Origin of the sequence: Runella aurantiaca, assembly GCF_003339505.1 — a bacterium.
Lineage (GTDB): Bacteria > Bacteroidota > Bacteroidia > Cytophagales > Spirosomataceae > Runella > Runella aurantiaca.
In genome coordinates, this window is sequence record NZ_QPIW01000018.1 from 109,915 (window position 1) to 132,556 (window position 22,642).

The 22,642-nt window shown below is 45.3% G+C and carries 18 protein-coding genes; 9 read left to right on the plus strand and 9 right to left on the minus strand.

Annotation, left to right across the window (positions count from 1 at the left end; translation table 11 throughout):
* Positions 1 to 76: 76 nt before the first annotated feature.
* A complete protein-coding gene (locus DVG78_RS19830) occupies positions 77 to 1,120 on the plus strand; it encodes a glycosyltransferase family protein (protein WP_114462786.1) in 1,044 nt (347 codons plus the stop codon).
* A gap of 15 nt (positions 1,121 to 1,135) precedes the next feature.
* On the opposite strand, the gene DVG78_RS19835 is transcribed toward DVG78_RS19830, so the two are convergent.
* Both DVG78_RS19835 and DVG78_RS19840 read right to left on the minus strand, forming a co-directional pair.
* Complete coding sequence (locus DVG78_RS19835; RefSeq protein ID WP_114462787.1) at positions 1,136 to 4,399, minus strand: purple acid phosphatase family protein; 3,264 nt, start codon at positions 4,397 to 4,399, stop codon at positions 1,136 to 1,138.
* A 420-nt stretch (positions 4,400 to 4,819) separates the two neighbouring features.
* Positions 4,820 to 5,164 carry a LytR/AlgR family response regulator transcription factor gene (locus DVG78_RS19840; protein ID WP_114462788.1) on the minus strand — a complete coding sequence of 115 codons (345 nt, stop codon included), beginning with the start codon at positions 5,162 to 5,164 and terminating at the stop codon, positions 4,820 to 4,822.
* A gap of 626 nt (positions 5,165 to 5,790) precedes the next feature.
* On the opposite strand from DVG78_RS19840, the gene DVG78_RS19845 reads away from it, so the two are divergent.
* From DVG78_RS19845 to DVG78_RS19870, 6 genes are read left to right on the plus strand one after another with little or no spacing between them, the layout of a single operon-like run.
* Entirely contained in the window at positions 5,791 to 6,663 is an 873-nt protein-coding gene (locus DVG78_RS19845) for a hypothetical protein (protein ID WP_199563278.1), read from the plus strand.
* Positions 6,664 to 6,670: 7 nt separating this feature from the next.
* Positions 6,671 to 7,516: a hypothetical protein gene (locus DVG78_RS19850; RefSeq protein WP_114462789.1), complete on the plus strand. Its 846-nt coding sequence runs from the start codon at positions 6,671 to 6,673 to the stop codon at positions 7,514 to 7,516.
* Between the two features lie 20 nt (positions 7,517 to 7,536).
* The gene (locus tag DVG78_RS19855) at positions 7,537 to 8,013 is read left to right on the plus strand and encodes a hypothetical protein (protein WP_114462790.1); all 477 of its coding nucleotides are present in this window, start codon (positions 7,537 to 7,539) and stop codon (positions 8,011 to 8,013) included.
* Positions 8,014 to 8,017: 4 nt separating this feature from the next.
* Positions 8,018 to 8,524 (plus strand): hypothetical protein, encoded by a 507-nt coding sequence (locus tag DVG78_RS19860; RefSeq protein WP_114462791.1) that lies wholly within the window; start codon positions 8,018 to 8,020, stop codon positions 8,522 to 8,524.
* 7 nt (positions 8,525 to 8,531) lie between these two features.
* Positions 8,532 to 9,140, plus strand: coding sequence for a hypothetical protein (locus DVG78_RS19865; protein WP_114462792.1), 609 nt, complete (start codon positions 8,532 to 8,534; stop codon positions 9,138 to 9,140).
* A 13-nt stretch (positions 9,141 to 9,153) separates the two neighbouring features.
* Positions 9,154 to 10,716, plus strand: a complete 1,563-nt coding sequence (locus DVG78_RS19870) for a right-handed parallel beta-helix repeat-containing protein (RefSeq protein WP_114462793.1) — start codon at positions 9,154 to 9,156, stop codon at positions 10,714 to 10,716.
* Between the two features lie 77 nt (positions 10,717 to 10,793).
* Here DVG78_RS19870 and DVG78_RS19875 read toward each other — a convergent pair whose 3' ends face one another.
* On the minus strand, positions 10,794 to 13,907 hold the full coding sequence (locus tag DVG78_RS19875) for a carboxypeptidase-like regulatory domain-containing protein (RefSeq protein WP_114462794.1): 3,114 nt from the start codon (positions 13,905 to 13,907) through the stop codon (positions 10,794 to 10,796).
* A 139-nt stretch (positions 13,908 to 14,046) separates the two neighbouring features.
* Between DVG78_RS19875 and DVG78_RS19880 the strand changes: the two genes are divergently transcribed.
* Both DVG78_RS19880 and DVG78_RS19885 read left to right on the plus strand, forming a co-directional pair.
* The gene (locus tag DVG78_RS19880; RefSeq protein WP_114462795.1) at positions 14,047 to 15,114 is read left to right on the plus strand and encodes a DUF3089 domain-containing protein; all 1,068 of its coding nucleotides are present in this window, start codon (positions 14,047 to 14,049) and stop codon (positions 15,112 to 15,114) included.
* Positions 15,115 to 15,202: 88 nt separating this feature from the next.
* Positions 15,203 to 16,270: a mannose-1-phosphate guanylyltransferase gene (locus DVG78_RS19885; protein WP_114462796.1), complete on the plus strand. Its 1,068-nt coding sequence runs from the start codon at positions 15,203 to 15,205 to the stop codon at positions 16,268 to 16,270.
* Between the two features lie 51 nt (positions 16,271 to 16,321).
* Here DVG78_RS19885 and DVG78_RS19890 read toward each other — a convergent pair whose 3' ends face one another.
* From DVG78_RS19890 to DVG78_RS19915, 6 genes are all read right to left on the minus strand, one after another.
* Positions 16,322 to 16,714, minus strand: a complete 393-nt coding sequence (locus DVG78_RS19890) for a RidA family protein (RefSeq protein ID WP_114462797.1) — start codon at positions 16,712 to 16,714, stop codon at positions 16,322 to 16,324.
* A 63-nt stretch (positions 16,715 to 16,777) separates the two neighbouring features.
* Complete coding sequence (locus tag DVG78_RS19895) at positions 16,778 to 17,521, minus strand: LytR/AlgR family response regulator transcription factor (RefSeq protein ID WP_114462798.1); 744 nt, start codon at positions 17,519 to 17,521, stop codon at positions 16,778 to 16,780.
* Positions 17,522 to 17,613: 92 nt separating this feature from the next.
* Positions 17,614 to 18,171, minus strand: a complete 558-nt coding sequence (mobA, locus tag DVG78_RS19900; protein ID WP_114462799.1) for a molybdenum cofactor guanylyltransferase — start codon at positions 18,169 to 18,171, stop codon at positions 17,614 to 17,616.
* Complete coding sequence (locus DVG78_RS19905) at positions 18,168 to 19,181, minus strand: YheT family hydrolase (RefSeq protein WP_114462800.1); 1,014 nt, start codon at positions 19,179 to 19,181, stop codon at positions 18,168 to 18,170. Before DVG78_RS19905 ends, mobA begins: the two co-directional genes overlap by 4 nt.
* A gap of 38 nt (positions 19,182 to 19,219) precedes the next feature.
* Positions 19,220 to 19,849, minus strand: a complete 630-nt coding sequence (locus DVG78_RS19910) for a beta/alpha barrel domain-containing protein (protein ID WP_114462801.1) — start codon at positions 19,847 to 19,849, stop codon at positions 19,220 to 19,222.
* A gap of 12 nt (positions 19,850 to 19,861) precedes the next feature.
* Positions 19,862 to 22,603: a S8 family serine peptidase gene (locus tag DVG78_RS19915; protein WP_158550059.1), complete on the minus strand. Its 2,742-nt coding sequence runs from the start codon at positions 22,601 to 22,603 to the stop codon at positions 19,862 to 19,864.
* Between the last annotated feature and the right edge of the window lie 39 nt (positions 22,604 to 22,642).

Sequence of the window (22,642 nt, forward strand, 5' to 3'; positions counted from 1 at the left end):
CCGTTTACGTCTGCCCATCCAATAAAAACGTAAAATTGATTAAATTATAACGGGCAGAAGGCCCGTACTACAGAATATGTCTTTACCGAAGCTGCTTTATCTTTGTATTAATGATGGTTCTGATACGCGTATCAATAAAGAAATCAAGACTTTAGCTGCTCATTTTGATGTTGTTTATTTGGGTATCGGTCGGGATGATTCGCAGGCTTTTGTCAAGCCTTATTGTGCAGAATTTTGCTTAATTCAAGGCCATCATAAATCTCTTGGAACGCTCGTTCGGTATTTTTTTTCGTTTGTCAAACGCTATTTTACCCAGTCATTTCGTAGTATTCACGTTATCAATGAGCAGTTGTTGCTGATATTTTTTCCGTTTTTGATTTGGAGTCGACGGCGGGTTGTGGCAGATATTTTTGATTCTATTTTTCTGCGCTCTGCCAGTCCCGTCGTACGCTCGCTGCAATCCCTTTTGTACCGATTGCCCAAAACCATCATTGTGACCGACGATAATCGTAAAACCCTTGTTCCGAATGAATTTCAGGGAAAAACCGTCGTTGTGGAAAATTACCCCTACGCTTTTTATGACGTTCAATCCAAGGCAGCGGCGGCCGACGAGTTGCTGGTTTTATACAGTGGTTCGTTGGGCGTTACTCGGGGTACGGTGCTCTTGACAGAATTGTTGAAATGCTCGCCTAAAGTAAAAGTTTGGATGATTGGTTGGGTCTATGATGAGCCTACACGGTTGATGAGTCAACACCCACAAGTGACCTTTTGGGGCGTAAAAACCCAGCAGGAAACCATGCGACTGGCATCGGAATGTGATTATATTTTGTCGGTGTACGAACCCATCAACGACAATAATCTCAACGCCAGCCCAAATAAGATTTATGACGCGGTGCAATCGCAAACGCCAGTTATCATCAATGCCGAGATTAAAGTATCCCGATTTGTAGCCAAAAATCGCCTTGGCTATGTGTTGGAAAGTTATTATTCTTCCGATTCTGAATTATTACTTCAACAATTGATTGCCCAAAAGAAAGATTTTATTTTTGACAATGACCTCCGACGTCGCTACACGTGGGAGGCCATTTCGCAAAAATTGATAGAAGCGCATTTGCACTAATTTTTTTTTAAGGTTTTATTTTTTCTTTTTGATGGTAGTTGTATTCGGTGGTACAATGCCGTCAGAAACTTTTTGTGTTGGGGAACTACTAGGTTGGTCTCCACTTCCTCCACCCCCAGGATTGCAGCCCACTGGTACGGCCAAAAAGTAATGACCGCTGCTTGGTGTTGCCAGAAATGCGGTACCGTTTCCTGAAGGTACTAATTCAATGTAACCAGCCCGGTACTCTACCGTAGCCGACGGCGCAATGATATTGGTATTGGTCCCCTTGATCCACTGCGACGCCTGATAGACCGTACTTGTTGTAATGGTGGTGTTGAGGGTGATGGTCGGTGGGCAGGCGTTCACAACCACAATAAAAGTATCGGCCAAAAACCCATTCCCGCCGTTGTAGCCGTCATTGACAATGTAGGTTGTGTTGGCAACGGGCGATACCGTAATCCCTTTCGTGGTATTGGGTAAAATGCCACCACCGAGGATTTTCCATGAATAAGTTCCCTCCCATGAGGCCGTCAGGTTGAGGGGTAAAGTAGGGTTATTGTAAGTGGTTTTTTTGTTCACATCCTTCATGATGGTAAACTGGTCTTTGATCGTGTACGGAGGGGTAGAACTTAGGCTGTTATCATCAACGAGTTTTAAGTACCTAACATCCAGACGATTTTGGTTGATGACAAGCTCTACGCTTCCTCCTGTAGAAAGGAGCGCATCGGTACTATCGCTGTAAAACATGACGGGGTGAGGTTTATTAACACTCGTCTCTTTGCCGTCGCCCGCTCCTGGGGTCGCACCCCTGCCCGCATTGCCCGTAACTACGTGAACAGCACCGTTGTAGGGGCTATTTTTGATGTATGGCTTTGAGGATGGGCCGTAGGTCCCGGACCAATTTTGTAGTAGTTGGTTAGGGTTTGTCCTAAATTGCGCTTGTGTAGGTGTGCCTGTTACGCCCTGCATCAGGAAAGAGCGATCATAGGCGTGCGTATGGGAGGTCACAATTAAGTCTACTTTATATTGTTCTAAAACGGGCACCAATAACTCCCTCATTACGGTCAACTCGCCATCATTGCTTGGAAAAGTAGTCGATTTAGGGTCCGAATCGTGCGTTCCTTTGGTATAAGGTGGCGTATGAAATAATACGATTTTCCATTTTTTGGTAGTAGCGGCCAAATCTGCCTTCAACCATTTGACCTGCTGAAGTTGATTGAAAAGATTTAAGCGATTAGCAGGCTCATCAAACTTCAACAAGAACATCGACATAGGGTAGCTGGTGAGACAAAGCCAACCACCGCCCGTACAACCAGAAATGGCCCCTCGGGTAAGAAAAGCATCTGGGTGATAAGGATTTAGCATGATAACATGTACGTCTCCTAAATCAAAAGAATAATAGCCTTTACTTGCGGAGGGTACTCCGCCAGCTTCTGCCAACGTTGGGTAGGAGAAGGCATTATAGCCAGCAATCGTTGAATCAGCGTAGGGTCTATATCCATAATCGTGGTTTCCTAATGAAATCCAAGAAACGGTATTCCTGAATTGATTTGGGTAAACGGGAAATAGATTATAATCAAGTGCCGCGTCGGTCCCGTCAAAAGGCTCCAATTTTGAATTGTCCCCCCCAAAGAGAATGCCATGCAGACGCTTGTTTCCGAGATAGTTCATGTAGGCATTTCGGACATTTACTTGGCGGCGCGTTCCGTCGGTCACACTCGGCAAGCCCAGTGGGTTATTGCTACATACATCTCCCAAAATCCACAACCTCAACGAATCGGTGGTATTGTTGCTGGGCATACTATAATAATAATAGTCAGTGCCACTCGCTAGGGTGGTTTCGGCCATTCCGCAGGTGTAGCCCACTGAATAATAATACTTTGTGTTGGGCGACAACCCCGCTAATGGCACAATATGCTCAACGGTGGTTGTGGGTAAGGTTACTTGCAGATTAAGGTTATTGGGGTCGGTCCCGTACTTCACTTTACTGTTGGTGGCAACGTTGGTTTTCCAGCGCACAATCACCGACGTAGGCGTGCCTATCTGCAAATAAGGCTGGCGTACAAGCGTTGCCGAAGGACACCCTCCTACGCCTTCGATAGATAAGTCGAAATACCGGTCAATACTGGTAGACCCTGACTGGTGTACTTCTACCGCAATGACGTTAGTGCCAGTTAATAACTGACCAGGAATGGTAATTTCACCATAAATAGAATCATTTGTGGCTGTTGCAGAGGCCGAAAGGGAAGAATCCACTGCGGTTGCGGGCATATTGAGGCGGTACACTTCCGTCCCGTTGACATAGACCACTAATCCGTCGTCGCACCACGTTTTGATGCGATAGCTGCTAAATTGCGCAGGGTTAGTTACATTGAATGATTTTCGAAAATAATTAGCCCTTGGGGAGGTAGGTTGAGGGTTTGGCCCTTGAGGGTAAAACCCTTGAGGGCGAAGCCACGTGTTTATTAAAGGTTTTTGTGGTGAAGAAGTAATATCTTCATACCCCAATGGTGCCTGCCCGCTACTCCAAGCCGCATCATTGTACCCGTCCGTTTTCCAGTTACCGTTCCCTATATTTACTGGATCCTGAAAAGCCTCACGGTATTTCCAACCCGGTGATTTGAAGGCAATAGGCCATTCAGGAGACGTGGGTGGGGTCACTTCAATTCCTTCGATGGATAGGTCGAAATACCGGTCAATACTGGTAGACCCTGACTGGTGTACTTCTACCGCAATGACGTTAGTGCCAGTTAATAACTGACCAGGAATGGTAATTTCACCATAAATAGAATCATTTGTGGCTGTTGCAGAGGCCGAAAGGGAAGAATCCACTGCGGTTGCGGGCATATTGAGGCGGTACACTTCCGTCCCGTTGACATAGACCACTAATCCGTCGTCGCACCACGTTTTGATGCGATAGCTGCTAAATTGCGCAGGGTTAGTTACATTGAATGATTTTCGAAAATAATTAGCCCTTGGGGAGGTAGGTTGAGGGTTTGGCCCTTGAGGGTAAAACCCTTGAGGGCGAAGCCACGTGTTTATTAAAGGTTTTTGTGGTGAAGAAGTAATATCTTCATACCCCAATGGTGCCTGCCCGCTACTCCAAGCCGCATCATTGTACCCGTCCGTTTTCCAGTTACCGTTCCCTATATTTACTGGATCCTGAAAAGCCTCACGGTATTTCCAATCCTCTGATTTAAAAGCAACAAAAGTGGTTTGGGCCAAGGTGTCTCTAGTGATGATTGTAATCAGGAAAAGGGAAAAAAACTTCCCTAAAAAAATACTAAAGGTTTTCATAAGTATGCAGAGTAAAGATTGAATAAATAGGGCATTAAAAATCAATAAGTAGGCTATTACCACTGGCAACGGCAGCGTTTACGACCTCATGTTGTCGGTATCACTGCTTATACCAATGGATGATTTCACCCAAAAGTATTTGTCTAACAAGAGCTTGTTTAATAGTTAGGTGTGGAAGCGTAATAGTTGACCTAAAAAGGGTAAGAGATTTTAGGGCTAGAAAGATTTTTTATCAACTCGAAAGCTATTTTTTGAGATTGAAGTGATTACGTGATGAAAACGATATTCCTTTCTTTCGGGAAAAAGCCTAAAATATAAAATGGTACAATGCAAAGTAAAAATATAACAAAATAAAACAGAAAACAACCCTTTACACACGATAAATTGATTTTTGATCTACCAAATAGGCGATGGCAAATATCATTCCGCTGGCCGGCGTCTAGGTTTACGGGGGCATTTTAAATATTTCTTCAGTTCAGGTTTTCTTCGCCTTGATACCTGCACTTCAGTGCCGTCTACCATACTCACTAAATCAGACGTTTTTCGCTGTAGCGCATAATGAATATTGATCAAACAGGATTTATGTATTCTTATAAATGGGAAAGAAAGTAACTCTTCGTAATAAATCAAACTTTTGGAAGTAAGGAAATGACGACCATCAATCATGTGAAAAATGGTGTAATTCCCAGAGCCTTCCAACCTCACGATTTCATTCGTTTGTATTGATTTGTCTTTCGAATAGCCTGGAACGAAGATAGTATTCATGGAAGTAGAGTTTTGGAATCTAGCAATATTTAATCTGAATAGGTTTTCTGGGAAGTCGATTAAAGGTAGGTTACCTAAATTCTGCTAATTCGGGATGAGAATCAATAAAACGACCCGTTTTCTGAATAAGTAATCTGTCAGCTTCATAATAAAAGTAGCGATTGATGAAAAGTAAGCAGTGATAAAAAACTAAGGCGAAGCTAGACGTTGAGACATAACAATTGAATGATAAAATACAACAAAACGAATGATTCTGCTCAGGATTAGGCAGTGCCTATGAGCTTCGTCATCATTGCCACGACGCGGGTGATTTTTGTCACCTGAAGGAGTTTTATGTAGTCAGTTCCCTAACGCGTTTCGGCCTTTGGCTCACTGAGTTCAGCCATTTACGCAAGGGTGCTATCGCTATTTGTGGGTTTTGTATAGCTTTCGTCTATCAAATTATAGGCACTATCTTTCTTTTGTATGAAGACGCGTATTACTCGGCAAAGCATCTATGAGGGCTTTTTGTATGTACTATTGGTGGTGCTGGTGCTGATTCTGATTTTTGTATAATGTCCGTTTTTTACGAGTTGATTAACAGCGCTTTCCCTGATTTTTGACCAAAATTTAACAGTGTACCAAAAATGTCACGATTGCTCATTCTCCTTTTTTTGCTCTTCCTTTCTATCGGCCTTTTTCAATGCGGTGGAGAGCCAGAACCCGATAATTCGGGAAATAATACTAACAATGGCTCCAACACGGGTGGGGGAACCCTTGGCAAAGGCCAGCCCGGCGTGGTAGGTATTGCGGGCATTGATGCCTGGGATAAGCTCGCATCAAGCGAAAAAGACCGCATCAAGAACTGGAATGCCCTATTTCTGCACCAATCTGTGGGGCAGGATTTGGAAGAAGGCTGTAAAGCCAACGGATTTCCATTTGATTATTATGGCCCCAACGACAAAACTGATGGCGGTCTGCGAGGAGGCATCTTTGTGGATGTAGGCGGTATTGCCAACGGTAACCCGTCCGAAAAAATTAGGGTTTTTCGGGAAAATGCAACCCGCAATAAAGACCTGCTTCAAATCGCGATTTTTAAATTTGGTTATGCCGACGTAATGGACGATAACTTCGAAAAGGTAAAAACTGAATACAAAGCCTTCGTAGATGCCCTGAGGGCTCAATCGCCCACGCTCCGGTTCGTTCATGTCACACCGCCATTGGTTTATTCCACCACTTCTTTTGAGGGAAATGCCGCCAAAATGAAGGTAGGACAATGGATGAAAGACACCTTCAAAAATACCGATGTCATCTTTGATTTACAGGAATTGGAAAGCAACAACGGAGCATGTCAACAGAATAACGTTTGGCGTATTTGTACCGAAAACCGTAACACCGCCTCCGACCCGTCGGATGTAAATGGCATTGATTCTTCCGACGGACAGGGGCACATCGGCAAAAAAGCAGGGCAGCGTATCAGCAAGGCATTGTTGATGAGTATTTACAACGCTGGGAAATAATACGACCATGAGTAAACCCGTCGCTTTCAGCTATGCTCCCAATATCATCGTAGCAGCTGGTACCAAGTACGTATACGATTTTGAAGATTTCCAAAAGCGAGTGTTGTTGTGGTTGGCAGATATTATGAAAGCTAATTGGACGGGGCTTGGAATTATCAATCTCATTGGTCAGATGAGTAATAAAAAAGTAATCATTACGCCCGACCCCATCAAAGGACAGGCCTGTGCTGAAGATAGACGATCCACCCAAGGTTGGGGCAATACCATAGAAATCCCTATTTCAATAGAATATGTGAAGGGAACAGCTAACAAAAGTCCAGGTTTTATGCCTGATGAAATAATATTACATGAACTTATTCATGCTTATTTTATGCATCATGGCGCAAAACAAGATATGGCATTGTTTGTTCCCCCCAATTTTTATTACCATACTTTTGGGGAATTTGCGGCAGTTTTATTGACCAATATATACATGTCGGCAAAAGGCAGGCAAGCGCTACGCAGAGACCACACCGAGGCACAACTCACGGGTATGTGTAGTCATGACGAGGGATTTCTGATACTTCATGCTGACCCAAACCAATTTGGTTATCCCTATTCTCAATTTCCTCACGAAAGATTGATTTGGAATCTGACGGAGCAGGCACCAGAGCTTATTTTCAACTATGTTCGTCACGAAAACGGCGTTTTTAACCCAATTCGTTATTATTTGAATACAATTCCAGAACGGAGACTGCGAGAATTGCGGCCGCGTTCGGGAGAGACTTTTCAAAGAAAGGAAGAGTTTGAAGGGGAGGCAATGAAGCTCGTGAGAGAAGCAGAAAGGGTAGAAAGAGAAGGATGGGACAAATAGAAGTTTAATCAATAACAACCATGAAAAAAATAATTGCGTACGTTGTTTTAATCAGCGTTTTCATCCTCAACTCGGGAGCGGGTTGCGGTGACAAAAAAGAAGAACCCGAACCCGAATATGTTAAACTGCTGGTTGGAGGTCGATGGGATGTGTACAAAACCTACTCTGAATCAGCAAGTGATAAAATCACGCTGACTATTAAAGACGGATATTTGGGCTATAAATTTTATACGGATGGCTCAATGGACGGCTGCTTCCAACAAACCTGCGAAAAGCAAGGCCGATGGTCTTACAAAGTAAAAAATGCCGCCGCTGGAACGGGCGAATTAACGCTGTACAATGACAATAAAGACATCGCCGAAATTTATGGAGACCAACTGACAGGACATCTGGAAATACTTAGCGACAATGAGATTATCTGGGTAGTTAATGGCAGTCCATTTGTGGGAAATACCGATTATAGTTTGATGAGGTGGTCTATGAAAAGAACCCAATAAGGCCATGAAAAAACTACTTTCTTACGCCGTACTGTTGAGCATCTTAGTACTCAACTCGGGCGCTGGTTGTGGCTCGAAAACCGAAGCCCCTCAGCCCGATAATTTCCAGTCATTAATTGGTAAGTGGGAAGCAATACGCTTTGTTTACGAAATAGTGAAACAGGATGGGACTGAAATCGCTACCGGAACTGAACTTAAATCAAAAGGAACTGTCATCATTTGGGAGTTTTTCAGCGATGGAAGATTGGTCGCTACGCAGGATGGGAAAAGCCGTGAAGTGCGTTGGGGACTGAAAGTCATGCGGTTGAATGGGGTAAACATTGATGTCGGGGAGTTGAAAATTATGGGTGCTCAAGAAAAACAATTGGCCGAAACGTTAGGCCAAAGTGGTGATTTAACCTATGCTATTGAGACTTCATCCGACGCAAAAATAATGTCTCTAAGGGTAGATGCAACCAAAATCGGCCCGTATAAAAAGAATACGCTGATTTACACCTATCATAAATTGTAGAGAATCAATGACAAAGGGGATAAAGCTATTGCTTTTTTTGGGTGTTTGTGTAGCACTGAGTTGGGGCGTGTATGAGTGCAAATACTATTACAGCTACTACTCCGACCTCAAAGATCGACCATGGGCTTATAGTCGCGACGAAAACGCACAACTGCTTGTAGGTCATTGGCAAGGCACTTTTGAGGATCCTGATGGCGTACAAAAAACAATCAAGCTTGAAATCTTGGAGCCAACGACCACCGAAGAACGCGCCGAAAAAGCAAGCAGGCGTTCGCGGCGGCGGAGTGGCTTAGGCTCTCGAAGTGATAAGCAGGGGTTTGATGGTTTTGCGACCGTGAATAGCCAATTAGGCAAAGAAGAATACGAGATTTACGGAGCCGTTGAAAAAGAAGATTTTCACCAGCTGCATTTTAATTTTAGACCTAAAGAAGAGAGGAAACGAGTCTTACCCAACTTTACGTTGGGCGAAGCAAAAAACGGTATTTGGCAGAATGCGGAACTCCGCTTAACCCTGAGTTTTAGCTATCACAAAGCCGATGGGGCGTCTTTTTGGAATAGTGCAGACCCGCGTTTTGATAAAAAAGTGACCGTTACCCTTAATCGCCAAAAACAATAAGATTTTATCTGATATGGATGCGAAAAAGCTATTTTTGTTTGCCCTCATTTCCCTCTTTTCGATTATTGAAGGATGTAAAAAGGCGGAAGTTGAAACCGACGAATGCGACGCTGACCCGACCGCCTGTGGCTGTCCGCAGGAGCCACCAAGTTGCAACGATCCGGGAAATAATGGCGGGCAGACCATCAGCGGAAAAGTCTACGTTTCACCCAACGGCAGCGACTCCAACGATGGAAGTGAAAGCAAACCTTTTAAAACCATCCAAAAAGCCGCTGACGTTGCCGACCCAGCCAAAGGATTAGAAATCATCCTGCGCGGTGGCACCCACCTAAGCGAAGAAGTAAAGTTCAGAACCTCCAATATCAATCTGCATTCCTATCCAGGTGAGTGGGCAGTTATCAAAGCGATAATGACGGTGGAAGATATTTCCAGCTGCCTCTGGTTTAGAGAACCAGAGAGTGAGAACATAACCATTGAAAACGTAGAAATTATGGGGGGCTATTACTACGGAATAAAGTTTGAAAGCAACTGGGATGACGACCGAAGTGTGCCTTTTGACAAGCGGCGCGGGGTGAGAAACATCAAAATTCTGAACTGCAAAATCCACGATACAGGGCGCGATTGCATTAAAATTACGCCCGGATGCCAAAATATTCAGGTGCTTAACTGCGAGATTTACCGTTCAGGAGTAGGCCCTGCCAACATCTCAGCGCAGAATGCCGAAGGAATTGACAACGTAAACGGCTCCAACATGACGGTACGTAATTGCTATTTTCATGACATTGCTACCAACGCTTTGTACGCCAAAGGAGGAGCAAAAGATTGCATTTTTGAGCAAAATCTCATCATGAATTGCGGCGAGGGTGGTTTGGTCGCGGGCTACTTGGATACTGATGCGGAGTGGTTTAATACCACCACTAATCCCACCTATTTTGAAAGTATCAATATCATCATTCGTAATAACATTGTTGTGAATACCAAATGGGAAGGCATTGGATTGTACGCCGCCTTCAATGCGCAGGTTTATAATAACACACTCATTAACGTAGCACAGGAAGCTAGTGCGGCGCTGATGATTGCTCGGGGTGAGATTTATGGTACACCTACCGGTGATAAATATCCCAAATGCAAAGACCTTAAAATCGCAAACAATGTTTTTGTACAAACGGCTTCTGCAAAAGGAAAAATGGCGCGACTGCGGGGTATTCCCGAAGGAATCAACGATGTGAGTAATAATTTTTACTTTAAGTCTGGCACGCTCACGTTCAGAATTGATAAATCTGACGATGATTACGCTGAGTTTGATGGGTTTGCCAATTGGAAAACCCAATCTAAACTCGACGCGAGCAGCACCAACGCTGACCCTAAACTGGATGCACAGTACCACTTAGCGGCCGGCAGTCCTTGTATTGGTGCGGGAAAAACGCTTGGAACTGCGGTAGAAAAAGACTACGATGGTGGTGCGAGAGGTGCAAAACTGGACATCGGAGCCGATCAAGCCGGCAACGGCACAGCGCTGTCTATTCCGCCAGCGGTGACGACAATCGGAACCAAAGGCACTGGTGGGGGCAATTGATTTTTAGTTTATTTTAGAACAAAAAAGGCTCCATGCGGAGCCTTTTTTGTTCTAAAATAAAAGCGTTGTTTAAAGCGCTACTTATTTAATAATTCATCAAAGGTAAGTGAAACATAATACATCGAACCAATCGCTGGACTTCCGTACGCTTGGTAGTAAGGCTTACCAAAAAGGTTGGTACCTCCTACTTTTAAAATGGATTTTAGCGTTGACATTTTGTAACTCACTTGGGCGTCTAAGTTGGTAATGGCTGGTACGCCAGTATTGGAGTACAAAGGTACGCCCGCCGTAGTTGGTACAACAAAACTTGATTCCCATGTAAAGGTATCTTGGTGTTTAAAGGCAAGATTGAACCCAATTTTATTTCCACTGCTGATGCGCTTACCAACATTAATGTTGAAGCGATTTTTGGGTGTATTGAATTCCGCATTAGGTAACTCAGGGGTAGGCTCAAAGTTTTTTAGGTTGTTTTGGGCAAAATTGCCACCGATGAAAAAGTTTTTAGGCAGTGAATAATTGAGCGCAATCGAAAAACCCGTAACGGTAATATCTTTCTCGCTGTTGGCTGGTCTTCCGTACCCGGCGCGTGTATTGCCACTACCCAATCCTGACTCAATGGGCAATCCTGGCGCGGCGGCGGCAGTAGGTACAACAATTGAGGCTCTACCAATAAAGTTTTTGTAAACGCTGTTGTAGTAAGAAGCATCCACCAGAAGTTTTTTGCCAATTACGCCTTTATAGCCAATTTCAACCGATTTTACCCGTTCTGGACGCAGGGCTTTTGCCTGATACTTAGGCAAAGTTGCCAGGGCGTAGGCTGGTGCTACTTGAGTAGTGACGGCCGTTACCTGTTTTACAACTTCGGCTTTTACGTTGTTGGCAATGGCTGTCTGTACTTCTGGAGTAGCCATTTGGTTGGCTACTCCAGCCTGAATGGCGGCTTGCGCAGCGGAGGCAGGAAGCTGACCAGCCGCAATGGCGGCATTGACTTGTGCCGTTACACCTGCCGTAACTTGCGCTTGTACCGCAGCTGTAACGCCCGCCTGAATAAGCGGCAACTGTGAATTGACCGCAGCTGTTGCGTAGGCCTGTGCTTTGGCAATGACATCAGCGGTGATGTATTTGGTTGGATTGGTCGCAAAATCTACCAATGTTTCTCTCGTAACGCCACTGTTCAGGTTGTATCTTTTGTCAAACTCGGGCAAACCACCTATCAGTGTTCCCGAGGGAGTCTGAAGATCAATGTATTGATTCTGGGTGGTTGGAATACGGAAACCAGTTTGGTACGAAAGACGAACGTTATGGTCGCCAAAAGTGGTCACTGCTGATACCCGTGGAGAAAATTGCCCTTCAAAATTTTGATTCTTATCGTAGCGGATAGAGGCCGATAATTTTAAGTGGTCACCAAAAAGCTTTTTACCTGCCTGCACAAATGCGCCGTATTCGTTGATGGGAATTGTCCCGTTGCGGCCATCTTTTTGATCTGAAAACAAGGTTCCTTCCGAACGGAGTTGATATTGACGGATGTTTGCTCCTGCCAATAGTTCAACGAATTTAACTTGGTTTTTGAAGTTGTAGACCCCTTCGGCGTGATACAGATTGGTTTGGTCAAGAAAGCTTCCACCCCCTTGTGCAATAGAGGTGTTTCTCCACTTATCCAGCAATGTGTTATATGTAGCTGAGCCCGCAACAGGTAAACCTTTGTCGGCGGTTTGGCGAGCCACCAAATGAGCTTGTTGCTCAGCTACACCCGCACCTCTTGCGGCGGCAAAAGCACCAACATATTCACCAAACCAAGTAGCGTGAGGCTTTACTTCGTTCAACATTGAAACTGCTACCAGACCAGCTGTATAAGAGTCTCCAGAGCGCTCTTGAGTAGTATAGGCGCGGATTGTGAAATTATCGCCTCGCAATTCTGCTTTTGCCTGCGTTAAGTTAAAATTACGAAGAGAATATTTGCCAGTACCCGTATAAAGGGTCGTGCCGTAACCATAGTTCACTTGCACAACGGCTTCTACCTTTTCGGTGACCCGGTAGTGCAGTGCTCCGTTGAATTTAAAGCTCTTTACGTTGTTGTCGACTAAACCATTTTCAATAAAACCCGTCCGGCTTACATTGGTGTTCGGAATAAGGGCCAACGCCGCCGAAGGCAACAATTTAGCGGCAACCAGACCATTTGCCACGGTTTGTATGTTGGCCTGAACTTCGTCACCGTATACGTTGGTCCCGTCAAAATCGTGGTCAGTGCCAGCACCTCTCAGCGGGTCGGAATTTCCGCCAACGTTTAAGTTGTCGTAGTTGGTTGACTGCCAGTCTTTTGCTTGAATGTAACCAAGGTTGATTTTAAAAGCAAACTTATTGTTGAACGCTTTGGCGTAGCGAATTGAAATATCACCAAACGGACTCGTGACTTGGTCGCGGTTACTGGCCGACATCACTCCTGTTTTGACGGCAGCGCTGAGTCCTTGGTACAAAAAAGGACTTTTGCTGTTCATCAGTACCAAACCATTGAGTGCATTGGGGCCATACAATGCCGACGCTGCCCCAGGAAGAATTTCAACGCTCTCTACGTCTAGTTCGGGCATCCCAACAATGTTGTCAATCGGGAAATTAAGTCCTGGTGCGGAGTTATCCATTCCGTCAATCATTTGCACCGTACGTGGGTTTCCTGTAGACCCAAAACCTCTCATGTTGATAGATTTAAACAATAAGCTTTGGGTAGCCATGTCGATTCCTTTCAAGTTGGCAAGTCCATCGTAGAAAGAAGCTGAGGGGTTTTCCCGAATAGAACGAATGTCCATTTTTTCAACCGTTACTGGTGATTGGAGTACGCTTTCTTCAATTCGGGAAGCCGATACAACCACTTCCTGTCCCATCAATGCCTGCTCTTTAAACACAATCTTAAGGTCGGGACGGTTACCATCAATTTGAATCTCCTGGCTTTCGTACCCGATAGAAGTAATAACCAAAGTGAAAGGTGTAGGAGTATTTGTAGTCAGTGAAAAATTACCTTTTGCGTCCGAAATGGTTCCAACCACCTTTCCTTTCACTTGAATGCTCACTCCCACCAATCCATCACGCGTTGTTGCATCCGTCACATTTCCGGCGACTTTTGTTTGAGCCAACACTATGCCTGCGCTCATTAACCATGCCATTGAATAGAGTATGGCATTTCTTAAAATTTTATCCATAGGTTTAAAGTTGTTTTTGGGTGTAACTCATTCGTAATTTTGTGTAATATTCGTTCTTTTGAAAATAGGTTACAATTTTTTCTTCCTATATTCATAAAAAAAAGTGTTATGCATGCATAATTGTTAGAAAAGTACAATAATGAATAAACTAAAATATCGTCCTTCGGTACTTTTTTCAGTCCTTTTAGTGATTGTAACCGGGTGTTCAAAATCAGTGACGTTACAAAGTCAATACATTTTAGAGAATGTTCCCACCGCTCCTGATTATACCAAACCACTCTACTGGGCGGCTCTGCCCACGGTAAAAGATGCCGCCGATAGTGTGCCTCTGAAGTCGGGTCTCAAAGATGGGCAGGCGGTGGCCAAAGCAGATGTTTTTTTTATTCACCCTACAATCTATACGCAGCAACCAACCATCGGCGCTTTTGAGTGGAATGCTGATGTAAATGATGCCGCGTTGAATCAGAGGGTGGACAACTCTACCATTCTCAATCAGGCTTCGGTCTTCAATGGCTCTTGCAAAGTGTACGCGCCCCGATATCGTCAGGCGCATTATTACAGCTTTGTGACGCAAAACCAACTAGAAAAACAAAAAGCAATGGACTTGGCGTACTCTGATGTGAAAGCGGCATTTGAGTATTATTTACAAAATTATCATCAGGGCCGTCCCATTGTCATTGCTTCGCACAGTCAAGGAACGGCCCACGCCAAACGTTTGCTGAAGGATTTTTTTGATGGCAAACCGCTCCGACAAAAACTAGTGTTTGCCTATTTGGTAGGAGACATCACGGGGGTTCCTGCCCAGCCCGATGAATTTAAAACCATTAAACCCGCAAAGACTCCCGAAGAAGTAGGCGGTTTTGCCTCTTGGCATACTTATTTGCGCGGCTTTTTTCCCGACAAGTACGTTCCCAATCGCTTTTCTACTGCGGCCTGCACCAATCCGCTGACGTGGCGTTTAACCGAAGAATATGCTTCTCAAAGCCTGAATAAGGGTGGTGTGGGCCTAAAATTTACGTTTGTGCCACAATTGACTGATGCGCAGGTCCACCAAGGGCTGTTGTGGATTAACAAACCCTACGTAAAAGGGCGGTCTTTGATACGGAACAAAGTGTGGCATTCGGCCGATATAAACCTTTTTTGGCAAAGTATCCGAGAAAATGTAGCTTTACGAGTTGAAAACTATATCCAACAAGAGCAAAAATAAACGGGAAAATGTAACGTAAAAAGGGATTTATCGTCTGAATGCAGTACTTTTCCTGTCAATTATTAACGCTTCACATCACTCATCGCTTATGAATCACAATTTTGTAATTATCATGGCAGGCGGCGCTGGAACACGGTTCTGGCCTTTCAGCCGAAACAACAACCCCAAGCAGTTTCATGATGTATTGGGAACTGGAAAAACACTGCTTCAACAAACTGTAAGTCGTTTTGAAGGGGTTTGCCCTCCCGAAAACATCTACATCGTGACCAGTGCCGAGTACTATGATTTGATTAAAAAACAAGTTCCGTTCCTGACTGACGACCAAATCTTGCTGGAGCCTAATCGCCGCAATACCGCCCCGTGTATTGCTTATGCGTGTTATAAGATTGCCAAAAAAGACCCTCAGGCTAGGGTGGTGGTGGCTCCTTCCGATCATATTATTCTGAAGGAAGAAATATTTCGTGAAAAAATTCAGTTTGCTCTTGATGCCTCAGGAAAAGAAGAAATTCTGATTACGCTCGGGATTCAACCCACTCGTCCCGACACGGGCTATGGCTACATTCAGTTCCTGCCTTCCGAAAGTGAGACCAAAAAAGTAAAAACGTTTACCGAAAAACCCCAGTTGGAAATTGCGGTTAAATTTCTGGAAAGTGGTGATTTCGTGTGGAATGCTGGCATATTCGTGTGGAATGTTCAGGCCATTCTTAAAGCATTCGCGGCTTATTTGCCCGAAGTAGCGGAGGTATTTGTGGCGGGTGAGCAAGATTACTATACCGAGCAGGAGAAAACCTTCATTGACAAAGCGTATATGCTTTGTAGAAACGTCTCTATCGACGTGGGCATCATGGAGAAAGCCCAAAATGTCTATGTTGTTTTAAGTGATTTTGGCTGGTCAGATTTGGGAACGTGGAAATCGCTCTACGATATTTCGCCAAAAGATGCGCAGCAAAATGCAACTGAAGGGAATATAAAGCTTTATAATACAGGGAATTGTATCATTAAAACACCCAAAGACAAACTCGTGGTGGTGCAAGGGCTGGATGGGTACATCATTGCCGAAAACGACGGTGTTCTGATGATTTGTAAAATTGACGAAGAGCAGCGGGTCAGAGATTTTGTGGCGGATGCCAAGCAGCTAGGCAGTCAATATATTTAAACATTCGGGGGAGGCGAAAGCTTCCCCCGCTTTGTTTTAAAAGTCTTGGGGTTAATTTTCCAGAATCGCGGTAGTTTCAATTTCCACCATGTATTCGGGGGCAATTAAACGAGATACTTCTACCATCGTGGTACACGGCCGAATCTCTCCAAAAAACTCACCATGCGCCCGACCAACGGCTTCCCACTGAGAAATATCGGTTACAAAAATACGGGTGCGTACAACATCCTTGAGCGAAGCCCCCGCTTCGGCTAATACAGTCTCAATTTTTTTGAGAATAGCTTTGGTTTGGACGTAGGGGTCTTCCAATCCTACTACTTGGCCATCTTCAACGGCGACGGTTCCGCTGATTTCAATGACGGCGCCGATTTTGACGGCTCTTGAATACCCCACGGTGGCCTCCCACGGAGAGCCAGAAGAAATATTGGTGCGTGACTGCGGCATAAAAAAACAGAATTAAGTGGTTTTGAAGGAATAAAAGTACATAATCCTGTAAATGAACAAAGATTACAACCCCAGTTTTTCCAAAAATCCTTTTTTCTCATTCCGTGAAATTTCTACTTCTGAGCCGTCGTCCATCAGCACAGTGCCGCCTTCTCCGCGTACGTATTCTTTGACCCGCAATAGGTTAATTACGGCCGAACGATGGACGCGTAAAAAGTGAGCGGAGGCAAGCATCTGTTCAAATTCTTTGAGCGTGCGCGATGCCACCAGTTTACGAGGGGGCGTTCCGTTGGCGGCGAGGTGAAATATGGTATAATTACTGTCTGATTCGAGCCAAACGATGTCCTGAATGGGCACAAACGTGACGCCTTTCAAGGAGGGAATGGCGATTTTATTGAATTGTAACGAAGACAAAGCTAGGCTTTCGTTGTGAGATGCCTGTTGGCTGTGGCGTTTTTTTTCAAGGCGTTGCAGTGCGGAGCTGAGTTCAATTTCCCGAACGGGCTTCAACAAAAAATCCAGCGCACTCTGACGAATAGCTTCAATAGCGTATTGGTTGTAGGCCGTGGTAAAAATAACTTCAAACGAATAAGGTTCCAATTGTCGTAAAAGCGTAAAACCATCCATCAGCGGCATTTCAATGTCCAAAAAAAGCACATCAGGTTTTAGTTGTCGAATACCCACAACCGCCTCCTCGGGCGACTGGAAAGTGCTTAAAATGTTGATTTCGGGGGCAACTTTACGCAATTTGATGGCCAGAACTTCAAGGCTCATGCGTTCGTCGTCAACAAGTATGGCTTTGAACATAGCGTTGTTTTTCTCAAAAATAAGGTAGTTACGGCGAAAAAAATGGCCGTTTACTAAATAATGGAAGCCTTTTTAGGCAACGGAAAACGAAATTATTGCCCAGTTGTATTTTTGAAATCTTCTGGCGTGTTGATGTTTTGGAGCCAACGGGGTGTAGGACAGGGTATCAAATGGACGTTGGCTTTTTTTAGAATTTGCAGTGGCGAAAAGCGGTTTTGCTCAAATTGCGCTTGGATTGATTGATAACTTTGAGGCTCCCAGATGGTTAATAAAGGTTCAGGAAACAGGGTTTCGGGATGTTGAAAGGCGGTCGCTATTTGATTGGGCTGGCGATGACTGACCAAAAAAGCAATCGTTTCTGGCGACACAAAAGGCATATCACAGGCCACGACCAGCCATGCTTCGGTTGGGCTATGTTCAAACGCCGACAGAATACCCCCCAATGGTCCGATTTCACGGTTATCAATCAGGCAGGGGAAACTGTCAAAATTATCTTTTTGGTCGGCTCGACAGGAGATAAAAACGGTAGAACAGTACGGCGTCAGCAACTCATATAAATAGCGCCATTGGGGTTGATGATGGTAGGTCAACAGGCTTTTGTCGGTACCCATCCGCGTACTGCGCCCGCCCGCCAGAATCAGGGCATTCATACCTCAGTAAGAAATGTTAACGCCCGAACTTCCGACCAGTAGGCGTCTTTGTGGCTGAATATATCAGGTCTAAAACCACAGTGCCCACCCGACTGCGTGAGTTCTAGCCACACGTTGGGCATATTTGCAATTACATCGGAGGGTAGGCTTTGGTAGGGCACCAGAGGGTCGTTGACGGCGTTGACGATGAGCGTTGGGATGGCCGCTGCATGAATAAAACCTTTGGAACTGCTTTTCTGGTAATAATCATCAGCCCCTTCAAACCCGTGCAGTGGTCCTGTGTAAACGTGGTCAAAATCCCAGAATGTTTTGACGTATTTCCACTTCTTTAAATCAAAATGCTCAGGATATTGTTGGGCTTTGGCCGTTACTTTGGGCTTTAGCGATTTTAAGAATCGCCACAAATAGATTTTATTTTCTGGTTTTTCGATGTTACGGCTACAAGCCAATAAATCCATCGGCACGCTGAAGGCCACGGCTTTTTTGATGGCAGGATGAATATTAGCTCCGTTTTCGCCGACGTATTTCAACGTCACATTTCCCCCCAAACTAAATCCCATCAGGTTGATTTCGGTGTAGCCTTTGGCGAGAGCGTGTTGAATCACAAACTCCAAATCGGTGGTTTCGCCGCTGTGGTAAAATCGCAGTTGGCGGTTTATTTCGCCGCTGCAACTTCGATAATTCCAAGCCAAACAGTCAAATCCGTTGGTGGTCAGAAACTTCACCATTCCCGTTACGTATTGCCGGGTGCTGCTTCCTTCCAACCCGTGCGAAAGAATCACCAAAGGACGTAATGAAGTGGGTAGTTTGGCGTTTTCTTTTTTGTCAGCTATTTTGTTATTTTTTGCAAAACTCCAGTCCAAATCCAAAAAATCATCGTCGGGCGTGGTAAGGCGCTCGCGTTGATAGGAAGGATTGATAGTCCGAAAAAGAGCAGGATAAATGCTCTGATAGTGGCCATTCGGCAACCACGAAGGGGGACGGTGAGTGTTGGTTGAAATAACAGGCATGAAAATTTTCCAGAAACAAAAAGGACAAATTCGGTACGTTAGCTTCTAAAAGGCAAACATAGCCTTTCTGCTCCGTGTTCCAATAGCTTCGTAAAATCTTCATTTGTAGCACCATCAGCCCAAATTTTGCAGCCAACTTGGGCGGGTGTAAGCTGCTTAAAGCACAATGCTTTTTCTAGGTTAAATGGTTTTTGGAAAAATCCAGTGGTATTTTGTACGTAATCCGCTCCCGCGTCGGCAGCAGTTTTGAGGGCGTGAATGAGGTTGGGCTCGTCAAAAAAATCGGTTTCGATAATTACCGTAAAAATAGCTTCTCGTTGGTGAATCAGCTTGGCGAGTTTGGCAAATTCTACTTTGGGCCAACCGTTTGAATTCGAAAACCATGCCGATGTATTCATAACCACCTGAATTTCGCGCGCGCCGTCGTTAAGGGCGCATTCTGTTTCGGTTTGCTTGGTTTCAGTGCGTTGGTAGCCCAAAGGATACCCAATCACGGTCGATAAAACAGCTTGGGTGGATTCAGGCCAATCACGGTGTAATTTTTTGACCCAGAAAGGAGGAACGGTCAACGTGGCAAATCCATTCTGCTGCACGGCTCCAAAAGCCGCAATCATATATTCGACGGAGGCCATGGGCGATAAAACGCTAAGTTCGATGGCATGATTCATACAAAAAAAACGTCATTGCTTCACAAAAGGTTTGGCAATGGAACGCCGCCCGTCGCTGACCTGAATGAAGTACTTACCCGGCGGGAGTTCTGACACATCAAACTGATTCAGAAATACACTGCCGTTGTCGTATAGTAATTTGTCCGCGAGTTTAACTCCGTCTATCGTCACAATTTGTGCCGTTAAATCGTACGTGTTGTCAGATGCATACGCGACGGTCAGGGTATGAACGGCGGGGTTTGGAAAAAGCGATAGGTTTTCTTTAACTATCAATATTTCAGGAACTGTGGCGGGGGTATTTGTTGGGTACGGAACGTTGATCAGTATGAGGGGGGCAGACCTAATTGAACACCCGTTTTGGGTAATTTCAACCGTATATTTCCCGGGCAATGAGGCGGTCAGCCGCGCTCCGGTTGCGGTCGCAATGGGGTTATCGTTTAGAAACCAGCGGTAGGCCATTCCTTGGCCCGTAATGGTTGTGAGCCGAATACTCCCTTTCGGGGGTATCAGAGTGCCAGTGTTGGTTGAAATAACGGGCTGTTGAAGCGCCGAAAGCAATTGAGTCGGCTTGGAAACGGCCGTGCAACTATTGCTCCGAATGATGACAGTGTATGTTCCGGGTTCTGTTGGGGTTAGAACCGACGTGGTGGCGCCTACAATGGGGCTGCCGTTGCGCTGCCATTGATATCGGTAGCCCAAACCTTCATTCGCGGTTAGTCGTACCGCCTTGCCCGCACAGATGGCAAAACTTCCTGCGGGGCTGATCTGTGCTATTAAGTCAGAAAAAAGGACACTGATGGCTTTTGATTGGGCCGAACATTGATACCCGATGGCCTTAACAGAATAGACCCCTTCCTGTGAAATATCCAGCGAGGTAGATGTGGAGGTAGCAAGCAATTGCCCGTCTTTCATCCATTGATAGGTCAGGCCATTATCGCCTTTGATTTGCATTTTCAGGGCAATATTTCCGCAAAGCGTGGTATCTTTTCCAGCTACTAACTGAACGGCTGCGTTGCAATCCTGAGGGTTTATGCCGCTGATAAACAGGGAGTATGGCTGAGTGCCGGTTTGCAGCGTTCGTTTGTGCCGAATGGTCAAAGTGTACACTTTCCCGGGCGTTGGCGATTCAATCAACGCTTGCTCGGTATTGTCCCGGATATTGTCGCCCCTGCTTGCTTCTTTGGTGGGATTTGCGGGGTCAAGTACCCAAGGGAACCACGTATTGCCCACATCGTCGCTCAGACGTACATCAAGGTCATTGATGAGTTTGATGGTCGGGTCATCTACGGTCTGGGTCGTAATCCGGGTGGGTGTACCTTCTGGGTCGGTCCAACTAAGGGTTACGACCAAGGGAGTGTTGCCCGTTGCGATTATTTTTTGTTGGTAAGTTTCATTCTGCCGAAGTGATTTCTCCAGCACGACATGATTATTATCTGAATTAATCAGGACTTTGGCCGCTTTTTCGGCGTTGAGCAAGCCCCAGCCGTATTCGTAGCTTGGGCCCAATTTATCGAGTGGTTTGTCGGCGGTGTGCAGTACCAGTCCCTTTAACGTGGCCGAACGCATAAAATAGGCCTTTTGACGGTAAAAAAGCTCTTGCAGCAGAATCAACGTACCCGAAACATTGGCGGAGGCAGTCGAAGTACCCGACATGGTTGCGTAGGCGTTGTCGGCGTTTGAGATGGAAGAAATGATGCTTGTCCCGACGCCCAATAAATCTGGTTTGATGCGGCCATCGTCGGTGGGGCCCCAACCGCTAAAATCGGAGACGGAGAAACCACCGATGCGGCCGTTTTGTAATTTTAATTCTGCTCCACCAACGGTTAAAATATTTTTGGCATTGGCTTCGGCGGGAATCACGTCATAGCCATCGTTCCGGTACCGGTCCAAAATACTTGTTTGGTTCGTATTTCGTAAAAAATAAGGCGTTCCGATGGGCGGGCCTGTTTCGCTACGTTTGTTATCAGCCGATTTTACAATCAGGTAAAAGGGGTTGTTGTACGCCAATTGATCCAAGTCCCGTGCTTTTTCGTCATAAAACCCAAAACGATAATCTTCCTTCGTGCTGATGCTCGTATTACCCCACCATTCCCATTTGCGAGTCGGGTCGTTACCCGACCGGCTTTCGTTGTAAAACCACCCCACAACAGGCCCGTAAGAATGGTTTGAAACCAACATTTTTGAAGCTTCGCGGGACATTTCCACCAAATCATCGTTATAGTCCCAAACATCTAATTTAGCTGCGTACGCCATTCCTTTGACTTGCGAATTGATACCCGCAGCGGCCATCGTTCCTGATAGATGCGTGGCATGGTCGCTCAGTAGGGTACTGCCGTCTTTTTGACGGATTCTCCCCCCAAATTCAACGTGCGAAAGACGAGGCAGGCCACCATCCCAGAGGCAAAGGGTGCCATTAAGCTGCGGTAAATCCCCTTTTAAATCAATACCCAAGCCTCCGCCGTTGTAGAGGTTGGTGGTGTGCGTACCCGTAGAAGCCAGAAGGTTATGAACAGTGTAATAAACGGGTATACCAAACGTATCAACTCCCTGTAAGGTTAAGGTGCGCCCCTTGGCATATTTTTTGCTGATAAACCATTTTTGTTTTTTGGCTAGATTTAGCGCTTTTTGACGATTTAGGGTGTAGCGTTTTTGGAGATCAAGGAGGCGTAAACCTGCGGTGTTTTCTGGTATTTTGAGACTGGTTTCGACGGTTTGGCCTTGGACAAAAATGCAAATGGCTGATAGATAGACCATTAAAAGCCTACCTATCAGCGAAGGAATACTAAAAAATAG

Excerpts from the sequence above, each read along its gene's own strand:
- DVG78_RS19905 (WP_114462800.1), bottom strand. The coding sequence starts at position 19,181 with ATGCCTGTTATTTCAACCAACACTCACCGTCCCCCTTCGTGGTTGCCG.
- DVG78_RS19845 (WP_199563278.1), top strand. The coding sequence starts at position 5,791 with ATGTCACGATTGCTCATTCTCCTTTTTTTGCTCTTCCTTTCTATCGGC.
- DVG78_RS19850 (WP_114462789.1), top strand. The coding sequence starts at position 6,671 with ATGAGTAAACCCGTCGCTTTCAGCTATGCTCCCAATATCATCGTAGCA.
- DVG78_RS19885 (WP_114462796.1), top strand. The coding sequence starts at position 15,203 with ATGAATCACAATTTTGTAATTATCATGGCAGGCGGCGCTGGAACACGG.
- DVG78_RS19910 (WP_114462801.1), bottom strand. The coding sequence starts at position 19,849 with ATGAATCATGCCATCGAACTTAGCGTTTTATCGCCCATGGCCTCCGTC.
- DVG78_RS19880 (WP_114462795.1), top strand. The coding sequence starts at position 14,047 with ATGAATAAACTAAAATATCGTCCTTCGGTACTTTTTTCAGTCCTTTTA.
- DVG78_RS19865 (WP_114462792.1), top strand. The coding sequence starts at position 8,532 with ATGACAAAGGGGATAAAGCTATTGCTTTTTTTGGGTGTTTGTGTAGCA.
- DVG78_RS19915 (WP_158550059.1), bottom strand. The coding sequence starts at position 22,603 with ATGGTCTATCTATCAGCCATTTGCATTTTTGTCCAAGGCCAAACCGTC.
- mobA (WP_114462799.1), bottom strand. The coding sequence starts at position 18,171 with ATGAATGCCCTGATTCTGGCGGGCGGGCGCAGTACGCGGATGGGTACC.
- DVG78_RS19890 (WP_114462797.1), bottom strand. The coding sequence starts at position 16,714 with ATGCCGCAGTCACGCACCAATATTTCTTCTGGCTCTCCGTGGGAGGCC.
- DVG78_RS19830 (WP_114462786.1), top strand. The coding sequence starts at position 77 with ATGTCTTTACCGAAGCTGCTTTATCTTTGTATTAATGATGGTTCTGAT.
- DVG78_RS19855 (WP_114462790.1), top strand. The coding sequence starts at position 7,537 with ATGAAAAAAATAATTGCGTACGTTGTTTTAATCAGCGTTTTCATCCTC.
- DVG78_RS19870 (WP_114462793.1), top strand. The coding sequence starts at position 9,154 with ATGGATGCGAAAAAGCTATTTTTGTTTGCCCTCATTTCCCTCTTTTCG.
- DVG78_RS19860 (WP_114462791.1), top strand. The coding sequence starts at position 8,018 with ATGAAAAAACTACTTTCTTACGCCGTACTGTTGAGCATCTTAGTACTC.
- DVG78_RS19875 (WP_114462794.1), bottom strand. The coding sequence starts at position 13,907 with ATGGATAAAATTTTAAGAAATGCCATACTCTATTCAATGGCATGGTTA.
- DVG78_RS19835 (WP_114462787.1), bottom strand. The coding sequence starts at position 4,399 with ATGAAAACCTTTAGTATTTTTTTAGGGAAGTTTTTTTCCCTTTTCCTG.
- DVG78_RS19840 (WP_114462788.1), bottom strand. The coding sequence starts at position 5,164 with ATGAATACTATCTTCGTTCCAGGCTATTCGAAAGACAAATCAATACAA.
- DVG78_RS19895 (WP_114462798.1), bottom strand. The coding sequence starts at position 17,521 with ATGTTCAAAGCCATACTTGTTGACGACGAACGCATGAGCCTTGAAGTT.